This is a genomic window from Pseudomonas sp. TMW22090 (assembly GCF_022496665.1).
Classification (GTDB): domain Bacteria; phylum Pseudomonadota; class Gammaproteobacteria; order Pseudomonadales; family Pseudomonadaceae; genus Aquipseudomonas; species Aquipseudomonas gregormendelii.
Window position 1 is genome coordinate 100835 of the sequence record NZ_SCFH01000007.1, and the last position, 17560, is coordinate 118394.

The 17560-nt window shown below is 59.9% G+C and carries 14 protein-coding genes; 8 read left to right on the plus strand and 6 right to left on the minus strand.

The window, feature by feature from the left end; all coding sequences use genetic code 11:
- Positions 1 to 168: 168 nt before the first annotated feature.
- The 5 genes from EQV97_RS20060 (at position 169) to EQV97_RS20080 (ending at position 8595) form a co-directional block, all read left to right on the plus strand.
- Positions 169 to 4017 carry a bifunctional diguanylate cyclase/phosphodiesterase gene (locus EQV97_RS20060; RefSeq protein ID WP_240889616.1) on the plus strand — a complete coding sequence of 1283 codons (3849 nt, stop codon included), beginning with the start codon at positions 169 to 171 and terminating at the stop codon, positions 4015 to 4017.
- A 241-nt stretch (positions 4018 to 4258) separates the two neighbouring features.
- Entirely contained in the window at positions 4259 to 5512 is a 1254-nt protein-coding gene (glyA, locus tag EQV97_RS20065) for a serine hydroxymethyltransferase (RefSeq protein WP_054051411.1), read from the plus strand.
- Positions 5513 to 5794: 282 nt separating this feature from the next.
- Positions 5795 to 7108, plus strand: coding sequence for a C4-dicarboxylate transporter DctA (locus EQV97_RS20070; RefSeq protein WP_045059333.1), 1314 nt, complete (start codon positions 5795 to 5797; stop codon positions 7106 to 7108).
- A 67-nt stretch (positions 7109 to 7175) separates the two neighbouring features.
- Positions 7176 to 7880 (plus strand): FadR/GntR family transcriptional regulator, encoded by a 705-nt coding sequence (locus EQV97_RS20075; RefSeq protein ID WP_045059332.1) that lies wholly within the window; start codon positions 7176 to 7178, stop codon positions 7878 to 7880.
- A 25-nt stretch (positions 7881 to 7905) separates the two neighbouring features.
- A complete protein-coding gene (locus tag EQV97_RS20080) occupies positions 7906 to 8595 on the plus strand; it encodes a GntR family transcriptional regulator (protein WP_240889618.1) in 690 nt (229 codons plus the stop codon).
- Positions 8596 to 8727: 132 nt separating this feature from the next.
- Here EQV97_RS20080 and yjiA read toward each other — a convergent pair whose 3' ends face one another.
- The 3 genes from yjiA to EQV97_RS20095 form a co-directional block, all read right to left on the minus strand.
- Positions 8728 to 9699: a GTPase gene (gene yjiA / locus EQV97_RS20085; protein ID WP_122838985.1), complete on the minus strand. Its 972-nt coding sequence runs from the start codon at positions 9697 to 9699 to the stop codon at positions 8728 to 8730.
- 125 nt (positions 9700 to 9824) lie between these two features.
- The gene (locus EQV97_RS20090; protein WP_028620750.1) at positions 9825 to 10022 is read right to left on the minus strand and encodes a YbdD/YjiX family protein; all 198 of its coding nucleotides are present in this window, start codon (positions 10020 to 10022) and stop codon (positions 9825 to 9827) included.
- A gap of 15 nt (positions 10023 to 10037) precedes the next feature.
- Positions 10038 to 12104, minus strand: coding sequence for a carbon starvation CstA family protein (locus EQV97_RS20095; RefSeq protein WP_122838984.1), 2067 nt, complete (start codon positions 12102 to 12104; stop codon positions 10038 to 10040).
- Between the two features lie 159 nt (positions 12105 to 12263).
- Between EQV97_RS20095 and EQV97_RS20100 the strand changes: the two genes are divergently transcribed.
- Positions 12264 to 12632, plus strand: a complete 369-nt coding sequence (locus EQV97_RS20100; RefSeq protein ID WP_122838983.1) for a PilZ domain-containing protein — start codon at positions 12264 to 12266, stop codon at positions 12630 to 12632.
- Between the two features lie 32 nt (positions 12633 to 12664).
- Here the strand turns inward: EQV97_RS20100 and radA are convergent, their stop codons facing one another.
- Positions 12665 to 14032: a DNA repair protein RadA gene (gene radA, locus EQV97_RS20105; protein ID WP_045059327.1), complete on the minus strand. Its 1368-nt coding sequence runs from the start codon at positions 14030 to 14032 to the stop codon at positions 12665 to 12667.
- 428 nt (positions 14033 to 14460) lie between these two features.
- Here radA and mscL point away from each other — a divergent pair, with 428 nt between their 5' ends.
- Positions 14461 to 14886, plus strand: a complete 426-nt coding sequence (gene mscL / locus EQV97_RS20110) for a large-conductance mechanosensitive channel protein MscL (protein WP_045059326.1) — start codon at positions 14461 to 14463, stop codon at positions 14884 to 14886.
- Positions 14887 to 14919: 33 nt separating this feature from the next.
- Here mscL and EQV97_RS20115 read toward each other — a convergent pair whose 3' ends face one another.
- Positions 14920 to 15696, minus strand: coding sequence for a ferredoxin--NADP reductase (locus EQV97_RS20115; RefSeq protein ID WP_122838982.1), 777 nt, complete (start codon positions 15694 to 15696; stop codon positions 14920 to 14922).
- 448 nt (positions 15697 to 16144) lie between these two features.
- Between EQV97_RS20115 and EQV97_RS20120 the strand changes: the two genes are divergently transcribed.
- The gene (locus EQV97_RS20120; RefSeq protein WP_240889620.1) at positions 16145 to 17269 is read left to right on the plus strand and encodes a class I SAM-dependent methyltransferase; all 1125 of its coding nucleotides are present in this window, start codon (positions 16145 to 16147) and stop codon (positions 17267 to 17269) included.
- Between the two features lie 49 nt (positions 17270 to 17318).
- Here EQV97_RS20120 and EQV97_RS20125 read toward each other — a convergent pair whose 3' ends face one another.
- Positions 17319 to 17486, minus strand: coding sequence for a DUF2474 domain-containing protein (locus EQV97_RS20125; RefSeq protein WP_122838980.1), 168 nt, complete (start codon positions 17484 to 17486; stop codon positions 17319 to 17321).
- Between the last annotated feature and the right edge of the window lie 74 nt (positions 17487 to 17560).

Below are 17560 nucleotides of genomic sequence, written 5' to 3' on the forward strand. Positions count from 1 at the left end.
GAGCTGGAACGCTCCCACGTAACCGGCAAAGCTACCTTAATGATGGATGGCAGTCCAGCCGAGCGGGACTGGCACTTTGCCACAACTCAAGGCATGCTAGCCGCCCTTCGGGCGTCCGGCTTATAGTGCGCGTCGCGCCAGCCCAGCCCTTGCGCAGGATTACACAGCTTGTCTAACGTGCCTCCACCGTCTTCTGTGAACGATGCCCGTTCTGCGGCCGGCTCTCCCCTGCGCGGGACGTTAAAAGGTGGGCTGGCCACACTCGTATTACTGCTGCTGGCCCTTCTCTTCTGGCAACTGCTCGACCAGCTGCGCGAAACCCAGAAGAACCAGCGCCAGTACACCATCGACTTCACCGCCGACCTGGCCTCTCAAATCAGCCTGAATATGGCGCTGAACGCGCAGATCGCCCTGAACCTGCTGCCGATCGTCGAGCAGCCACAGACTCACGAAGAACAACAGGCGCTGCTGCGCAAAATCCAGCAGTCGCTGCCTGATGTACGCAGCCTGGCACTGCTCAGTCCGTCTGGAAAAGTGCTCAGCGACAGCGCCGTGGACAGTAACGATGCCGACTACCTGAGCCAGCTGGTTCAGCGCAGCCGCGCCCAGGCGCACTATTTCAGCAATGCCGACGACGGCTCGATGGTCCATTTGCTGCTGCACCAGGCCAGCGGCAGCACTCGCGGTTATTGGGCGCTGCGCCTGTCTCCGGCCTTCTTCGCATCGCTGGCCAAGCAGAATGAAGCCGGCATCCGCCCGCTGTGGCTGGTGGAAAACCGCATCAATCGGCAAATTGTCAGCCGCGATAACGCCGTACCGGTGTCTGAGCCCAGCGAACTGACGGCAGAGGACCTGGCCAACAGCGTATTGACAGTGCCTCTGAGCAGCAGCGACTGGCAACTGCGCGGGCTGTTCGACCGTCAACGCGTGATCGAGCATTTATTGCCGGCATTCATCGGCAAATGCCTGCTCGGGTTGGCCTTTTCCCTGCTGCCCTTCATCGCGCTGCTGAACATGCGCCGCCGCCAGCGCCAGTTGCATGAGGGTCGTCGACGCTATCAGGACATCTTCGAAGGCACCGGGGTTGCCCTGTGCGTACTGGATCTGTCCGGGCTCAAGAGTGCGTTCGACAAGGCCCGCATCCTTGACACCGAACAGTTGCAAAGCTGGCTGGCCGTGCCAACGCAACGTGAACAGTTGCTGCGCGAAATGCGCATCACCGAAGTCAACGAGGTAGCCCTGCTCCTACTGGACGTCAATGCCCCGGAGGAGGCCTGGAAGCGCCTGATCGACGGCAATCCACTGACCAGTTCGGCCATCGGCCTGCCGATACTCGAAGCCGTGTTGCAGGGGCACAAACAGCTCGAACTGGAGATCCGCCTGCAGGACGCCAGCGGCCGTGATCAGCACTTGTGGCTGGTGCTGCGCCTGCCCGAGGACCAGAGTGACTACAAGGCAGTGATCCTGAGCATCACGGACGTCACCAGCCGCAAGCTTATCGAGCTGTCGCTGCTGGAGCGTGAAGGATTCTGGTCCGATGTGGTACGCACGGTTCCGGATCACCTGTATGTGCAAGACGTCATCAGCCAGCGAATGATCTTCAGCAACCACCATCTGGGCCAGACCCTCGGCTACAACCGTACCGAGCTGCACCAGATGGGCGATTACTTCTGGGAAGTCCTGCTGCACGCTGATGATGCCGACTTGTATCATCGATCGCGCCAGACCCAGCGCCACGGCGGTTACAGCCAGCTGATGCAATGCCAGTTGCGCTTTCGCCACCGGGACGGCAAGTGGCGCCGGTTCGAAGTGCGCGAACAAGCCCTGGCGCGGGACAAACACGACCAGGTCACTCGCATCATCGGCGTGGCCAAGGACATCACCGAGCAGATCGAAGCCAGCGAATCCCTGCGCGACAGCGAGCAGCGTTATCGCATGCTCGCCGAAAGCATCAGCGACGTGATTTTTTCCACCGACAGCGCAATGGCACTCAATTACGTCAGCCCCTCGGTGCATGCCGTGCTGGGCTATGACGTCGAATGGATCTTCCAGAACGGCTGGCAATCGACCATTGCCAACCCGCAGCAACTGACCGGTATCTACAGCCTGATGGACCGGATCAGCAAGGCGCTGAACAAACCCGACAGGCTGGCGCTGTTGCGCGACCAGGTGCAGACACAACTGTTCCTGTTCGACTGCCTGCGCGCCGACGGTCGCAAGGTCCCCATCGAGCTGCGCCTGGTGCTGGTCTGGGACGACCAGGGAGCCTTCGAAGGCGTGCTGGGGGTCGGTCGCGACATCAGTCAGCAACGCCGCGCCGAGAAAGATCTGCGCATGGCAGCGACGGTGTTCGAGCACTCGACCTCGGCAATCCTGATCACCGACCCAGCCGGTTACATCGTGCAGGCCAACGAAGCCTTCAGCCGCGTCAGCGGTTACGCGGTCGAACAAGTGCTCGACCAGTTGCCGAACATGCTGACCGTGGACGAGCAACAGGACGCGCACCTGCGCTACGTGCTCAAACAGCTTAACGAGCACAGCACCTGGGAAGGCGAAGTGTGGCTCAAGCGGCGTAACGGCGAGCATTACCCGGCCTGGGTCGGCATCACCGCCGTGCTGGATGACGAAGGCGACCTGGCCAGCTATGTGTGCTTCTTCAGCGACATCAGCGAGCGCAAGGCCAGCGAACAGCGAATCCATCGCCTCGCCTACTACGACGCCCTGACTCACCTGCCCAACCGCACGCTGTTCCAGGATCGCCTGCACACCGCTCTGCAATCGGCGGAACGGCAGAAAGGCTGGGTGGTGCTGATGTTCCTCGACCTCGACCGGTTCAAGCCGATCAACGACTCCCTGGGCCACGCGGCCGGCGATCGCATGCTCAAGGAAATGGCCACGCGCCTGCTCGGCTGCGTCGACGATGATGACACTGTGGCCCGCATGGGCGGCGACGAGTTCACCTTGCTCCTGCAACCGCGGGCCAACCGCGAGATGGCGTTGAACCGGGCGATTCATGTGGCCGAACAGATTCTTGGCAGTTTGGTGAAACCCTTCGTGCTTGAAGGCCGGGAGTTTTTCGTCACCGCCAGTATCGGCATCGCCCTGAGCCCGCAAGACGGCAACGAGCTCAGCCAACTGATGAAAAACGCCGACACCGCGATGTACCACGCCAAGGAGCGCGGCAAGAACAACTTCCAGTTCTATCAGGCGGACATGAACGCCAGCGCCCTGGAGCGCCTGGAGCTCGAGAGCGATTTGCGCCATGCCCTGGAGCAGGACGAATTTGTGCTGTACTACCAGCCGCAGTTCAGCGGCGACGGCAAACGCCTGACGGGCGCCGAAGCCTTGCTGCGCTGGCGCCACCCTCGACGCGGGCTGGTACCGCCGGGGGATTTCATTCCGGTGCTCGAGGAGCTTGGCCTGGTGGTTGATGTCGGCGACTGGGTCATCAGCGAAGCCTGCCGCCAGCTCAAGTCCTGGCACCTGGCCAAGGTTCGCGTGCCAAAAGTGTCGGTGAATATCTCGGCGCGGCAGTTCTCCGACGGCCAACTGGGCACGCGCATCGCCAACATCCTCAAGGAAATCGGCCTGCCCCCGGCGTGCCTGGAGCTGGAACTGACCGAAAGTATTCTGATGCGCGAAGTCAGCGAGGCGATGCAAATCCTCGACGGCTTGAAGAATCTCGGCCTGAGCATTGCGGTCGACGACTTCGGCACTGGCTATTCATCGCTTAACTACCTCAAGCAATTCCCGATCGACGTGCTGAAAATTGACCGCACGTTTGTCGATGGCCTGCCCTCCGGCGAACAGGACGCCCAGATTGCCCGGGCAATCATCGCCATGGCCCACAGCCTCAACCTGGCGGTGATCGCCGAAGGCGTGGAAACCCAGGAGCAGCTGGATTTCCTGCGTGAGCATGGGTGCGATGAAGTTCAGGGGTATTTGTTCGGGAGGCCGATGCCGGCCAGCGGGTTTGAGGCGCAGTTCGGGCGTGAGGCGTTGTTCGAGTTCGACTGAGATTTTTGCAGGGAAGCCATCGCCAGCAGGCGGGCTCCCACAAGAATTGATGGTCGGTCAGGGAGTTTGCAGGCTATCGCGATTACTGTGGGAGCCAGCCTGCTGGCGATGGGGGCCGCACGATCACCGCTGATCCCGTCATGAAGCCCACTTGTCTGCGACATGATGTCCTTTCATATGCCATCTAAAACTCGTTAGGTTAGAATGCCCCCCTTTTCTGCCCCGATCCTTGAGGACCGCCATGTTCAGCCGTGATTTGACTATTGCCAAGTACGACGCCGATCTCTTTGCCGCCATGGAGCAAGAAGCTCAGCGCCAGGAAGAGCACATTGAGCTGATCGCTTCGGAAAACTACACCAGCCCTGCGGTGATGGAAGCTCAAGGCTCGGTACTGACCAACAAGTACGCCGAAGGCTATCCGGGCAAGCGCTACTACGGTGGCTGCGAGTTCGTCGACGTGGTCGAGCAGCTTGCTATCGATCGCGCCAAGGAACTGTTCGGCGCTGATTACGCCAACGTTCAGCCACACGCCGGTTCGCAAGCCAACAGCGCCGTTTACCTGGCTCTGCTGCAAGCGGGCGACACCATCCTGGGCATGAGCCTGGCACACGGTGGTCACCTGACCCACGGCGCCAGCGTTTCTTCCTCCGGCAAGCTGTACAACGCCGTTCAGTACGGCATCGACGCCAATGGCCTGATCGACTACGACGAAGTCGAGCGCCTGGCCGTTGAACACAAGCCGAAAATGATCGTGGCCGGTTTTTCCGCCTACTCGCAGATCCTCGACTTCCCGCGTTTCCGCGAAATCGCCGACAAGGTTGGCGCCTACCTGTTCGTTGACATGGCTCACGTGGCCGGTCTGGTCGCCGCTGGCGTCTACCCGAACCCGGTGCCATTCGCCGACGTCGTGACCACCACCACGCACAAGACCCTGCGTGGTCCACGTGGCGGCCTGATCCTGGCTCGCGCCAACGCCGACATCGAGAAAAAGCTCAACTCCGCGGTTTTCCCGGGCGCCCAGGGTGGCCCGCTGGAGCACGTGATCGCCGCTAAAGCGATTTGCTTCAAGGAAGCGCTGCAGCCTGAGTTCAAGACCTACCAGCAACAAGTGGTGAAGAACGCCAAGGCCATGGCCGGCGTGTTCATCGAGCGCGGTTTTGACGTGGTATCGGGCGGTACTGAAAACCACCTGTTCCTGCTGTCGCTGATCAAGCAGGAAATCTCCGGTAAAGATGCCGACGCCGCTTTGGGCAAGGCTTTCATCACCGTGAACAAGAACTCCGTGCCTAACGATCCACGCTCCCCGTTCGTCACTTCCGGCCTGCGCTTCGGCACTCCGGCCGTGACCACTCGCGGCTTCAAGGAAGCTGAGTGCAAGGAACTGGCCGGCTGGATCTGCGACATCCTGGCAGACCTGAACAACGAAGCGGTGATCGACGCCGTCCGTGAGAAGGTCAAGGCCATCTGCAAGAAGCTGCCGGTGTACGGCGCTTAATTGCGACGTTAAACCCGCAGGATAAAAAACCGGCCAAGTGATTGGCCGGTTTTTTTTCGCCCTAAGAAAAGATCAAAGGATCGCAGCCTTCGGCAGCTCCTACGCGCGGTTTACGCCGCTGGTAAGACCGGTCATGCCAATTTTGCTATTTCCACTTGTATTCACGAAAAAACCCTGCGTAGACTGCGCCTGCACTGGACATACCGGTAAGACCACAATAATTAAGTCCTGAATCTGAGCGCCCAAGCGCCGGCAGCCAGGACACCGACCAGGATTCCTCCCATGCTCAGATGGTGCTCGCGTTCAATCTTCCTCCAAGTGGTTCTCGGACTGGTGCTCGGCATCGTCTGCGGGCTGACCCTCCCTGAATACTCTGCACAGCTCAAACCGCTGGGCGATGGTTTTATCAAACTGATCAAGATGCTCATCGGCCTGATCGTGTTCTGCGTGGTGGTCAGTGGCATCAGCGGTGCCGGCGACCTGAAGAAGGTCGGACGCATTGGCCTGAAATCGGTGATCTACTTCGAAATCCTGACCACCATCGCCTTGGTCATCGGCCTGGTATTCGCCTTCAGCACCGGCATTGGCAGCGGCGCCAACATTCACCTGGATCAGCTTTCCGCCGCCGACATGGGTGACATCGCCCAGCGCGGCGAGCATATGCATACCACCACACAGTTCCTGATGGACCTGATTCCCACGTCGGTGGTGGGTGCCTTTGCCGACAACAACATCCTGCAAGTGCTGCTGTTCTCGGTACTCTTTGGCAGCGCACTCAACCTGGTGGGTGAAGCGGCGTCGGGCATCTCCCGACTGATCAACGAGCTGAGCCATGTGATCTTTCGCATCATGGGTATGATCGTGCGCCTGGCGCCGATCGGCGTGTTCGGCGCCATCGCGTTCACCACCAGCAAATACGGCCTGGACTCCCTGCAGCATCTGGGCAGCCTGGTGGGTTTGTTCTACCTGACCTGCGTGGCCTTCGTCTCGCTGATCCTGGGCCTGGTGATGCGCGTGTCCGGCCTGCGGATGTGGCCGCTGCTCAAGTACCTGCGTGAAGAACTGCTGATCGTCATGGGCACCGCCTCCTCCGACGCCGTACTGCCGCAGATCATGCGCAAGCTCGAGCACCTGGGCATCGGCAGCTCGACCGTAGGGCTGGTGATCCCTACGGGTTACTCGTTCAACCTCGACGGTTTCTCGATCTACCTGACCCTCGCCATCGTCTTCATCGCCAATGCGACCGGCACACCACTGGCCATGACCGACCTGCTGACGATTCTGCTGGTCTCGCTGATTACCTCCAAAGGTGCCCACGGGATTCCCGGCTCGGCGCTGGTGATCCTGGCGGCAACACTCACGGCGATCCCGGCGATTCCGGTGGTGGGTCTGGTGCTCGTCCTCGCGGTCGACTGGTTCATGGGGATCGGCCGAGCGCTGACCAACCTGATCGGCAATTGCGTGGCGACAGTGGCCATTGCCCGCTGGGAAAAAGACATCGATATCCAGCGCGCAAACAAGGTGCTTTCCGGCCAGGTGGGTTATACCTTCCAACCGAGAAAACCAGTCGGTCCCGCGCACCAGCAGGAATTTTGAATCACTGCCGTGCCTGCCCAGGGGCGGGCACGGTCATCAAACGTTTTGAATGCTCATGGAGCGAACAGTGATTACCTCGTCGACCGTTGTGAACTCAGTCGTGGAAAAACTTCGGGCCGCTCTGGCCCGCGGCCAGTGGCGCTCCGGCGAAATGCTCCCGGGGCAACGGGAACTGGCAGAACAATTGGGCATCAGCCGCCCGAGTTTGCGTGAGGCAGTCATCGTCCTGGAAACGCTAGGTCTGGTGCGGTCCATGCCGGGCAAGGGTGTTGTGGTCCTGGAGGCCAATCTCAGCGACAGCCAGTCCCATGACAGTGCGGTGGCGGGGGCGAGCCTGGAAGACGTGCTGCAACTGCGCTACACCCTTGAGCCGTTCATTGTCGGGCTGGTCGCGCAGTCCATCAGCAGCAAGGAAGTCGGGCAGTTGCGTCTCACGCTGATGGACATGCGAGAAGCCCTGGAAGCCAACGACAGCGAAGCCGGGGTGAATGCCTACATCGCATTCCATGAAGAGCTGTTCACCCTGACGTCTAATCCGATTTTCCAGAGTGTGGTGCAGCAAACCAGCAACGCCCTCAAGCAAAGCGCCGAGGTGCTGCGCAATTCCCCGGAACACCTGGCTGAACGTCTCGAAGAGAACGAAGCCGTGGTGCGGGCGATCCGCAGCAAGAATAGCGCCCAGGCCAGTGCCGAGATGCGTCGTCACATTCTTCGCGAAGGTCAGCGCATGGGCATCGAATTGAATATTCCAGACGACAACCTTCGCAGTTGAACACGCCTGGAACGGGAGACCGGCCATGAACAGCTTCGCTTCACCTCAGAATCTCGGCGCCCTGCCCTGCGCCCTGCCGCTCAATGATCTTTATGCGCGGGTGTTCGATGCCATTCTCGACCAGCGCATCAATGCGGGCAGTCGGTTTACTGAAGACAGCCTGGCGCAAATGTTCAGCGCCCGTCGCAGCGACATTCGTGGTGTGCTGAGCTGCCTTTCCCATCAGCAGATCATTATTCTGCGGCCCAATCATCGGCCTCGGGTCGCTTTGCTCGATCGCGAACAGATCCGCCAGACTTTGCATGCACGGCGGTTGACGGAAACCACGCTGGTGCAACTCGCCTGTCGGAACAGTGGCCGCCAGAACTTCAAACGGTTGCACGCGCTGCTCGAACAGGAGCACAGCTGTACCGAACAGGCTCCAGCTATTCGGCTGTCAGGAGAGTTTCACTTACTGTTGGCAGAGATGGCGGGGAATGCACCTTTGGCGCATTTTCTGGGCAGTCTGGTGCCCTTGACCTCACTGGCGATTGCACAGGCCGATGCACACCCAGCGAATTGCTGCGATTGGCAGGCACATCAGGGAATCCTGGACGCGGTGGAGCGCGGGAATGAATCGATGGCGACGACACTGCTGAACCGACACCTGGATCAATTGGAGAAGCTTTTGATGAACATGCCCTCCATGACCGACCGCAATCGCGCTGCCGGTTAGGCCGCCTTCGCGAGCAAGCCCGCGCCTGCAGGGGATGCGTGCATGACCTAAAGCTTGTGGCAGACACAGGTCAGAATGTGGGAGCGGGCTTGTTCTCGAACAGGCCCGCAAATACGCTCAAGATCACTGTATTTACTCCGCCGCCACCCGCGCAAATCCTTCCCGAATCTTCTCTTCCGGCAGATCATCCGCAATAAAGACGATCACGCTTTCGCGCGGCTCACCAGGCGCCCACTCGGTGTCCCAGTCGAAGCCATACAACTTCAGCACCCCTTGAAACACCATCCGCCGCGGTTCGCCAGCGATGCTCAAAACGCCTTTGTAGCGCAGCAATTGCTTGCCATGCGCTTCCAGCAGTTCATTCATGAACTCGCTGAGCTTGTCGATATCCAGCGGCTTCTCGGTCCGCAGGACCAGGCTGGAAATGCGGTCGATGGAGGGGGCCTTGCTCACCGGGCGCAGGCTCAAGCCACTGCCGAGGTCGGCATTGAGATTGAAGCCCCGGACGTCGAGCAGTTCAGCCAGGTCGATCTTGCCGTGGTCGACCAGGCGAATGGGTGCACGACGATTGATGCGGGTCAGGCGTTCGCTCAACGCGGTGAAAGCTGCCTCGTCCACGAGGTCTCGCTTGCTCACCAGCAGACGGTCGGCAAACCCGATTTGCGCCTGGGCGATAGTCTGGGCCAGGTGCGTATCGGCGTGGGCGGCATCCACCAGGGTGATAATGCCGTCGAGAATGTAGCGCTCGCGCAGCTCTTCATCGATGAAGAAAGTTTGCGCCACAGGTGCCGGATCGGCGAGCCCGGTGCATTCGATCACCAGGCGGTCGAAGGCGATCTCGCCACTGTCCAGGCGTTCAAGCAGCAGGAACAGGGCTTTGGTCAGATCGGTGTGAATAGTGCAGCAGACGCAGCCGTTGGACAGCGTCATCACCTGCACCGGCTCCTCGCCCAGCAGCTGGGTGTCGATGCCGGCATCGCTGAATTCGTTCTCGATTACGGCGATTTTCAGGCCGTGCTCGGTTTTGAGCAGGTGGCGCAAGAGCGTGGTCTTCCCGGCGCCGAGGAAGCCGCTGAGGATGGTGACTGGGATAGGGGCTGACAAAATAAGGTCTCCCGGACGCGAAAAAAACTGTAGGAGCAAGGCTTGCCCGCGATGGCGTCCGAAAGATCGCCATCGCGGGCAGGCCTTGCTCCCACAGTGTGTGTGTGTTGCCTAGACCCTGTGCATCAACAGCACTTCGGCCCACCCTTGCCGCCGTAACGCGCTTCCTGACGTTCCCTGAAGAACATCTCGTAGCTCATCACCGGCTTGTCCGGGTGATTGGTTTGCATATGCTCGACGTAGTTGTCGTAGTCGGGCATGCCGACCATCAGGCGCGCGGCCTGACCGAGGTATTTACCGAGGCGACTCAGGTCATTGAACATGTTTGCAATCCTCGATTACGCATCCGGCAGGGCCTGGAATGGCGCTTCTTTATCCGTACGTTCCTTTTTACCCCAGGCGGCGATACCGACCTTGATGGCATAGAACAGGATGCTGAATACCACGAACAGGAACAATGCCGTCAGCGTTGCGTTGGTGTAGGCGTTGTAGATCACGTGCTGCATCTGGTTGATGTCCTTGGCTGGTGCGAGGATCTGGCCGTTGGCCAACGCATCGCTGTATTTTTTCGCCAGGGACAGGAAACCGATCGCCGGGTTGGCATCGAACAGCTTGATGAAACCTGCGGTCACGGTGCAGATCAGCAGCCAGACCGCTGGCAGCATGGTTACCCAGATGTAGCGCTGACGTTTCATTTTAATCAACACGACCGTCGCCAGCATCAGCGCGATACCCGCCAGCATCTGGTTGGAGATACCGAACAGCGGCCACAGGGTGTTGATGCCGCCCAGTGGATCGATCACGCCCTGGTACAGCAGATAACCCCACATCGCCACACAGCCGGCGGTGGCAATCAGGTTGGCGGTCCAGGACTCGGTGCGTTTCAGCGCCGGTACGAATGAGCCGAGCAGGTCCTGCAGCATGAAGCGTCCGGCACGGGTACCGGCATCCACGGCCGTCAGGATGAACAGCGCCTCGAAGAGGATCGCGAAGTGGTACCAGAACGCCATGGTGTTCTCACCTGGCAGCACACTGTGCAGAATTTGCGCGATACCCACTGCGAGGGTCGGCGCACCACCGGCACGTGCCAGGATGGTGGTTTCTCCAATGTCCTTGGCTACCGCTTGCAAGGCTTCCGGCGTGATCGCAAAACCCCAGCTGCTGACGGTTTGCGCGACGGTGACCACATCCGAACCGACGATGGCCGCCGGGCTGTTCATGGCGAAGTACACACCCGGCTCGATCACCGAGGCGGCAACCATCGCCATGATTGCCACGAAGGATTCCATCAGCATGCCGCCGTAACCGATGTAGCGGGCATGGCTTTCATTAGCCAACAGCTTCGGCGTGGTACCGGAAGAGATCAGCGCGTGGAAACCCGAGACCGCGCCACAGGCAATGGTGATGAACAGGAACGGGAACAGACCGCCCTTCCACACCGGGCCGGTGCCATCGATGAACTGGGTCAATGCCGGCATTTTCAGATCCGGCATGGTGATCAGGATACCGATCGCCAGGGCAATGATGGTGCCGATTTTCAGGAAGGTCGACAGGTAGTCACGGGGTGCCAGGATTAGCCACACCGGCAGCACCGCAGCGACAAAACCGTAACCAATCAGCATCCAGGTGATCTGGATCCCGGTGAAGGTAAAGGCCTTGGCCCACACCGGATCGGCAGCAATCTGCCCGCCGAGCCAGATCGACCCCAGCAGCAACAGCACGCCGATGATGGAAATTTCACCGATGCGACCGGGGCGGATGTAGCGCATGTAGATGCCCATGAACATCGCAATCGGGATGGTCGCCATCACCGTGAAGATGCCCCAAGGGCTCTCGGCCAGGGCCTTGACCACGATCAGCGCCAGCACCGCGAGGATGATGATCATGATCAGGAAGCAGCCGAACAGTGCGATCGTTCCCGGTATGCGGCCCATCTCTTCACGGACCATATCCCCCAGGGAGCGGCCGTTACGACGGGTGGACAGGAACAGGATCATGAAGTCCTGCACCGCACCGGCCAGCACCACCCCGGCGATCAGCCACAGGGTACCGGGCAAATAGCCCATCTGCGCCGCCAGGACTGGACCGACCAAAGGCCCCGCGCCGGCGATGGCCGCGAAGTGGTGACCAAACAGGATGTGTTTGTTGGTAGGGACGTAGTCCAGACCGTCATTGTTGAGTACGGCGGGGGTGGCCCGTCGCGGGTCAAGCTGCATCACATTGTTAGCGATGAACAGGCTGTAGTAACGGTACGCAACCAGATAGATGGCCACTGCCGCGACCACAATCCACAAGGCGTTGATCGCCTCGCCTCGACGCAATGCCACTACGCCCAGGGCGCACGCTCCTACGATCGCCAGCAGCAGCCAGGGTATGTGGCGTAGCAGGCTATTATTATTTTTCATTTTATGATTCCAGCCAGGGTGGACAAGAAAGACAGCCACCCCGAGTTTAGCTGGCCTGACGGCAAAGGCCATACCCCGACATTGGTCTAGAGCCATGTCCCTGCTGGCGGCCGCGCACCCTGCGGGTCTATAGTCAGCAAACATTTCGAGGAACACGCCATGAGCCAGCAACCCGCCGAACGCCGCCGCTTCACACGTATTGCGTTCGATGCCAGAACCGAGCTGGGCCAAGGGCAGTCCATCTGGCCGGTAAAGCTGATCGATCTTTCACTCAAGGGGCTGCTGATCGAGCGTCCGGAGCCATGGCTGGGTGATGCGCAACAGGATTTTTTCGTCGAAATTCACCTGACCGATGAGGTCGAGATCAAGATGGATGTGCAGCTCACCCATCAGGAGCGCGGCCAACTGGGGTTTGTCTGCCGTCACATCAGCCTGGAATCCATCGAGCGCCTGCGGCGGTTGATCGAGTTCAACCTGGGAGACCCGCAGGAGCTGGAGCGGGAGCTGGGCGCACTGATCGAAGTCTGACGCTCTCACCGGGAAGACCCAACGGCCAAAAATCACTCGAACAACGCATCCAACGCCTGCTCCAGCCGTGTCACTGCAATAATCTGCAAGCCTGCCGGTGCTTCCTTGGGCGCATTCCCCTTGGGCACGATGGCGCGTTTGAAGCCATGCTTGGCCGCTTCCTTCAAGCGTTCCTGACCGCTGGGCACCGGACGTACTTCACCGGACAACCCGACTTCACCGAACACCAGCAGGTCATGGGGCAAGGGTCGATTGCGCAAGCTGGACATCACCGCCGCCATCAGCGCCAGGTCCGACGCGGTTTCCAGCACTTTCACGCCGCCTACCACGTTGAGGAACACATCCTGGTCGTGGGTTGGAATGCCACCATGGCGGTGCAGCACGGCGAGCAACATTGCGAGCCTGTTCTGATCCAGGCCCAGGGTCACACGGCGCGGGTTAGCCAGATGGCTGTCGTCTACCAGCGCCTGAACTTCCACCAGCATCGGCCGAGTGCCTTCCCACGTCGCCATGACCACGCTGCCTGGCACTTCTTCCTGGGCACGGGTGAGAAAAATTGCCGAAGGGTTGGAGACTTCCTTGAGCCCTTTGTCCGTCATGCCGAACACGCCCAGTTCATTGACCGCGCCAAAGCGGTTCTTCACTGCACGCAACAGCCGCAGGCGGCCATCGGACTCGCCCTCGAAATACAGCACGGTGTCGACCATGTGCTCAAGCACCCGCGGACCCGCCAGAGCGCCTTCCTTGGTGACGTGGCCGACCAGGAAGATAGCCGTCCCGCTCTGCTTGGCATAACGCACCAGCAACGCCGCGCTCTCCCGCACCTGGGACACACCCCCCGGGGCCGACTGCAGCTGCTCGGTGAAAATCGTCTGGATCGAGTCGATTACCATGACCTTGGGCTTTTCCACCCGCGCCGTGGCGATGATGGTTTCGATGCAGGTCTCGGTCATCACGCGTAGCTGGTCCTGGGGCAATCCCAGGCGCCGGGCACGCATGGCCACTTGCTGCTGCGATTCCTCACCGGTGACATACAGCGCCGGCATGCTCTTGGCCAGATTGCACAGGGTCTGCAGGAGGATGGTCGACTTGCCGATCCCCGGGTCACCGCCGATCAGCACCACCGAACCGTCGACCAGACCACCGCCCAGGACTCGATCGAGTTCACTGGAGGCCGTGGAGAACCGCGGGATTTCTTCAACGCTGACTTCGGCCAGCGTCTTGATTTGCGCTTGCTGGCCAGTCCAGCCGGTGCGACCGCTGGGAGGTGCCGCCCCACCGCTCTCGACCATGGTTTCAGTCAGGGTGTTCCAAGCGCCGCACTCGCCGCACTGTCCGGCCCACTTGGGGAAAGTTGAGCCGCACTCGGTGCAGCCGTACATGCGTTTGGCCTTGGCCATCTTGACTCCCGGCAAAAACCGGGATGATAGCGCAGCTGGAACGGATAAGCGCGCAGCAATACGGAACAGTGGAGAGCCTTAGTTGCCTTTGGATAAGTTACCCAACTGCCATCCAACTGCAACCCATTAACTTGTACCCGACCTCCTGGTTACTATCTGTCGCCTCCAAATTAATACTCGAAACATCAGCACCACCGTCAACGAAGCAAATGGCAATTCATTAACCAAACATGCACTTTCAGAAGTAGCGCACTGAAAAAGTAGTTCGCCAAAACACGCTGAGCGCCCAACAATCATGAGGTTTTTTGTAAACTTTTCGCCGGCGGCCGGGTCGACTGCTGGCAAGCTTTAAAGCAGCCGTTTCGAGCAAGAACCGTATTGCTGAATTACACTGCGGCTACCAACCAATCCGTACAAGGAATCAACCAATGGGCGTGATCAGTGAGTTCAAGGCCTTCGCGGTCAAGGGAAATGTGGTCGACATGGCGGTCGGCATCATCATCGGTGCGGCCTTTGGCAAGATCGTTTCGTCGTTCGTTGGCGACGTGATCATGCCGCCGCTCGGCCTGTTGATCGGGGGTGTTGATTTCAGTGACCTGGCCGTCACCCTGAAGGCTGGAGAGGGGACCACCCCCGCCGTGATGCTGGCCTACGGCAAGTTCATTCAGAGCGTGATCGACTTCATCATCGTCGCCTTCGCGATCTTCATGGGTGTGAAAGCCATCAACCGCCTCAAGCGCGAAGAAGCCGTTGCCCCGACCGTGCCGCCTGTTCCGACCAAGGAAGAAGTGTTGCTGGGGGAAATTCGTGACCTCCTGAAGGTGCAGAACGAGCGGCCGCGGAACCTGGAATAACCAGAAAAACGGCGCCTTTTCGGCGCCGTTTTCTCACCAGTAGGTTTCCACCGCTACTTGCCCCGGGCGGCGGCTGAGACTCAGGTGCATGTCCCTGCGCTTCAGCAATTGACGCGTGTCATCGATCATTTGCGGGTTGCCGCACAGCATCACCCTCGAATATTCCGGCGTGAGAGTCAGCCCCGCCGCGCCCTCCAGGTCGCCGTTTTCCATCAGTGTGGTGATTCGTCCATTCAGGGCACCCGCGTGAGACTCGCGCGTGACAATGGGGATGAATTGCAGTTTGTGCGCATATTCGGCCAGGTAGTCTCGCTGTGCCAGCCCGGCGATCAGCTCCTGATAGGCCAGCTCTGCAGCTTCTCGCACGCTGTAGACCAGGATGATGCGTTCGAACCGCTCCCACACTTCAAAGTCCTGGAGGATCGACAGGAACGGCGCGACGCCGGTACCGGTCGCCAGTAACCAAAGGTCACGGCCGTCGACAAAACGATCGAGTGTGAGGTAACCGAATGCCTGGCGATCTATCAGCAGCGAGTCTCCTTTGACCAGGCGGCTCAGCTCGCTGGTGAATTCGCCATTGGGCACCACGATGGAAAAGAATTCGAGAAACTCGTCATGGGGCGAGGAGACCATCGAATACGCACGCCACACCGTGCTGCCGTCGGCTTTGGTAACGCCCAGGCGAGCAAACTGGCCCGCGCGAAAGCGGAACCCGGGATCCCTTGTAGTGCGCAAGGTGAACAGGTTCGGCGTCAGGGGCTGAACGTCGAGCAAGGTCTGGCGGGTAAATTTTTCTGCACTGGCAGTCATGGGTCGCTCCATTAAACAGAGGCTTGCAGTTTCCCGCAAAAACGCAGAATTAAACACCGACGATTGGTAATGGCTTTAAACGGAGCACCAACAGAATGTTTAACCAGTTCGTTAGTCACGCCTCGTATTAAACGCAGCATCTAAACCTCCCCTGCACAATCCAAATTGTTTAGAACCAACCGTTTTGAATTAATGCCTGATTGCGCCGATATAATTCCCGCAGGCCATGGTCATGGGACACTGATTGCAGGGAGCACTGCGGGTTCTCTCGCGCCTTGAGCTGTTCGTTGAAAAATGCCGCGAGTAATCCTTAAGAAAAAAAAGTACCATTTACGGTCCTTCCTGAGTGATGACATGCCCTCCCGCATGACGCAGTGCACTCGGCCGGATTAGCCCGCAACAGGCCCTTGGCGGCGGGAACCCCGTTGATTAACAAGAGCCACACTCCATGCCTTTGCTCGAAACACCCTTCGCCCAGCTCGACCTGATCCGCCAGCCCGAACAGTCGAATGAACCGCTGCAGGCATTTGATGCCGCCGACGAGTACCTGCTCAATCACCTGGCGCAGCTGCAACCGGCCGCTCAGACGCGGGTTCTGGTGCTTAATGACAGCTTTGGGGCACTGGCTGCGAGCCTGGCCAGTAACGTTCAGGTCACCAGCAGCGGCGACTCGTTCCTGGCGTTCCAGGGCCTGGAAAAAAATCTGGTCCGCAATGGCCATGCCTTCGATGCGGTGCCGACAGTACCCGCCCATCAGTCTTTTGCCGGCCCGTTCGATCAGGTGTTGATCCGGGTCCCGAAAACCCTGGCCCTGCTGGAAGAGCAACTGATCCGCCTGCAAGGGCAACTGGCGCCCGGCGCCCAGGTGGTGGCCGCCGCCATGATCAAGCATCTGCCCCGCGCTGCGGGTGATCTGCTCGAACGTTACATTGGCCCGGTACAGGCCTCGCTGGCGGTCAAAAAGGCCCGGTTGCTGATCGCCACTGCCGAACCCAAGCCTGCGGCGGTGTCGCCCTACCCGACCCGTTATCAGCTGGATGCACCGGCCATCGAGTTGCTCAACCACGCCAACGTGTTCTGCCGCGAAGGCCTGGACATCGGCACCCGGGCTTTTCTGGCGCACTTGCCCAACAATCTCGGCACGGCGCGGGTCGCGGACCTTGGCTGTGGCAATGGCGTGCTGGCAATCGCCAGCGCGCTGCAGAATCCTGAGGCGCACTACACGCTGGTCGACGAGTCGTTCATGGCGGTGCAATCGGCGAGCGAAAACTGGCGCGCAGCGCTAGGTGACCGGGAAGTCCAGGTGCGCGCCGGTGATGGCCTGGCCGAACAGGCCGCGCAGTCGCTGGATGTGGTGCTGTGCAACCCACCGTTCCACCAGCAGCAAGTCGTCGGCGACTTCCTCGCCTGGCGCATGTTCCAACAGGCCCGTGAAGCGCTGGTGGTCGGTGGTGCGCTGTACATCGTGGGCAACCGTCACCTGGGCTATCACAGCAAACTGGCGCGGCTATTCCGCGGCGTCGAACAGGTGGCGGCGACGCCGAAGTTCGTGATTCTCAAAGCGCGAAAATAATCCAGACGAAAAAAACCTCCCTTCCAGGAGGTTTTTTTATCCGCCCATCTCAATGCGTGCTCAGGCCTGCTGCGTTCATGAACATGCGCATCAGGCTGGCGACGATGAACAATGCGCCGACGCTGCCGACCCAGATCATTGCCAGCCAGCCAAGGCGTTGCCACAGTGGTTTCTTCTCTGCGGCCTCGATTTCCTGCAACGAGCGTTTACTGGCCATGAACTTCTACCCTCCTATTCAAGGTTGATGGCGCCTGTGTCGACGCCATCGCGAGCAAGCTTTGCTCCCACAGG

Excerpts from the sequence above, each read along its gene's own strand:
- EQV97_RS20070 (WP_045059333.1), top strand. The coding sequence starts at position 5,795 with ATGCTCAGATGGTGCTCGCGTTCAATCTTCCTCCAAGTGGTTCTCGGA.
- mscL (WP_045059326.1), top strand. The coding sequence starts at position 14,461 with ATGGGCGTGATCAGTGAGTTCAAGGCCTTCGCGGTCAAGGGAAATGTG.
- EQV97_RS20090 (WP_028620750.1), bottom strand. The coding sequence starts at position 10,022 with ATGTTCAATGACCTGAGTCGCCTCGGTAAATACCTCGGTCAGGCCGCG.
- radA (WP_045059327.1), bottom strand. The coding sequence starts at position 14,032 with ATGGCCAAGGCCAAACGCATGTACGGCTGCACCGAGTGCGGCTCAACT.
- EQV97_RS20100 (WP_122838983.1), top strand. The coding sequence starts at position 12,264 with ATGAGCCAGCAACCCGCCGAACGCCGCCGCTTCACACGTATTGCGTTC.
- EQV97_RS20115 (WP_122838982.1), bottom strand. The coding sequence starts at position 15,696 with ATGACTGCCAGTGCAGAAAAATTTACCCGCCAGACCTTGCTCGACGTT.
- EQV97_RS20080 (WP_240889618.1), top strand. The coding sequence starts at position 7,906 with ATGAACAGCTTCGCTTCACCTCAGAATCTCGGCGCCCTGCCCTGCGCC.
- EQV97_RS20120 (WP_240889620.1), top strand. The coding sequence starts at position 16,145 with ATGCCTTTGCTCGAAACACCCTTCGCCCAGCTCGACCTGATCCGCCAG.
- glyA (WP_054051411.1), top strand. The coding sequence starts at position 4,259 with ATGTTCAGCCGTGATTTGACTATTGCCAAGTACGACGCCGATCTCTTT.
- EQV97_RS20125 (WP_122838980.1), bottom strand. The coding sequence starts at position 17,486 with ATGGCCAGTAAACGCTCGTTGCAGGAAATCGAGGCCGCAGAGAAGAAA.
- EQV97_RS20095 (WP_122838984.1), bottom strand. The coding sequence starts at position 12,104 with ATGAAAAATAATAATAGCCTGCTACGCCACATACCCTGGCTGCTGCTG.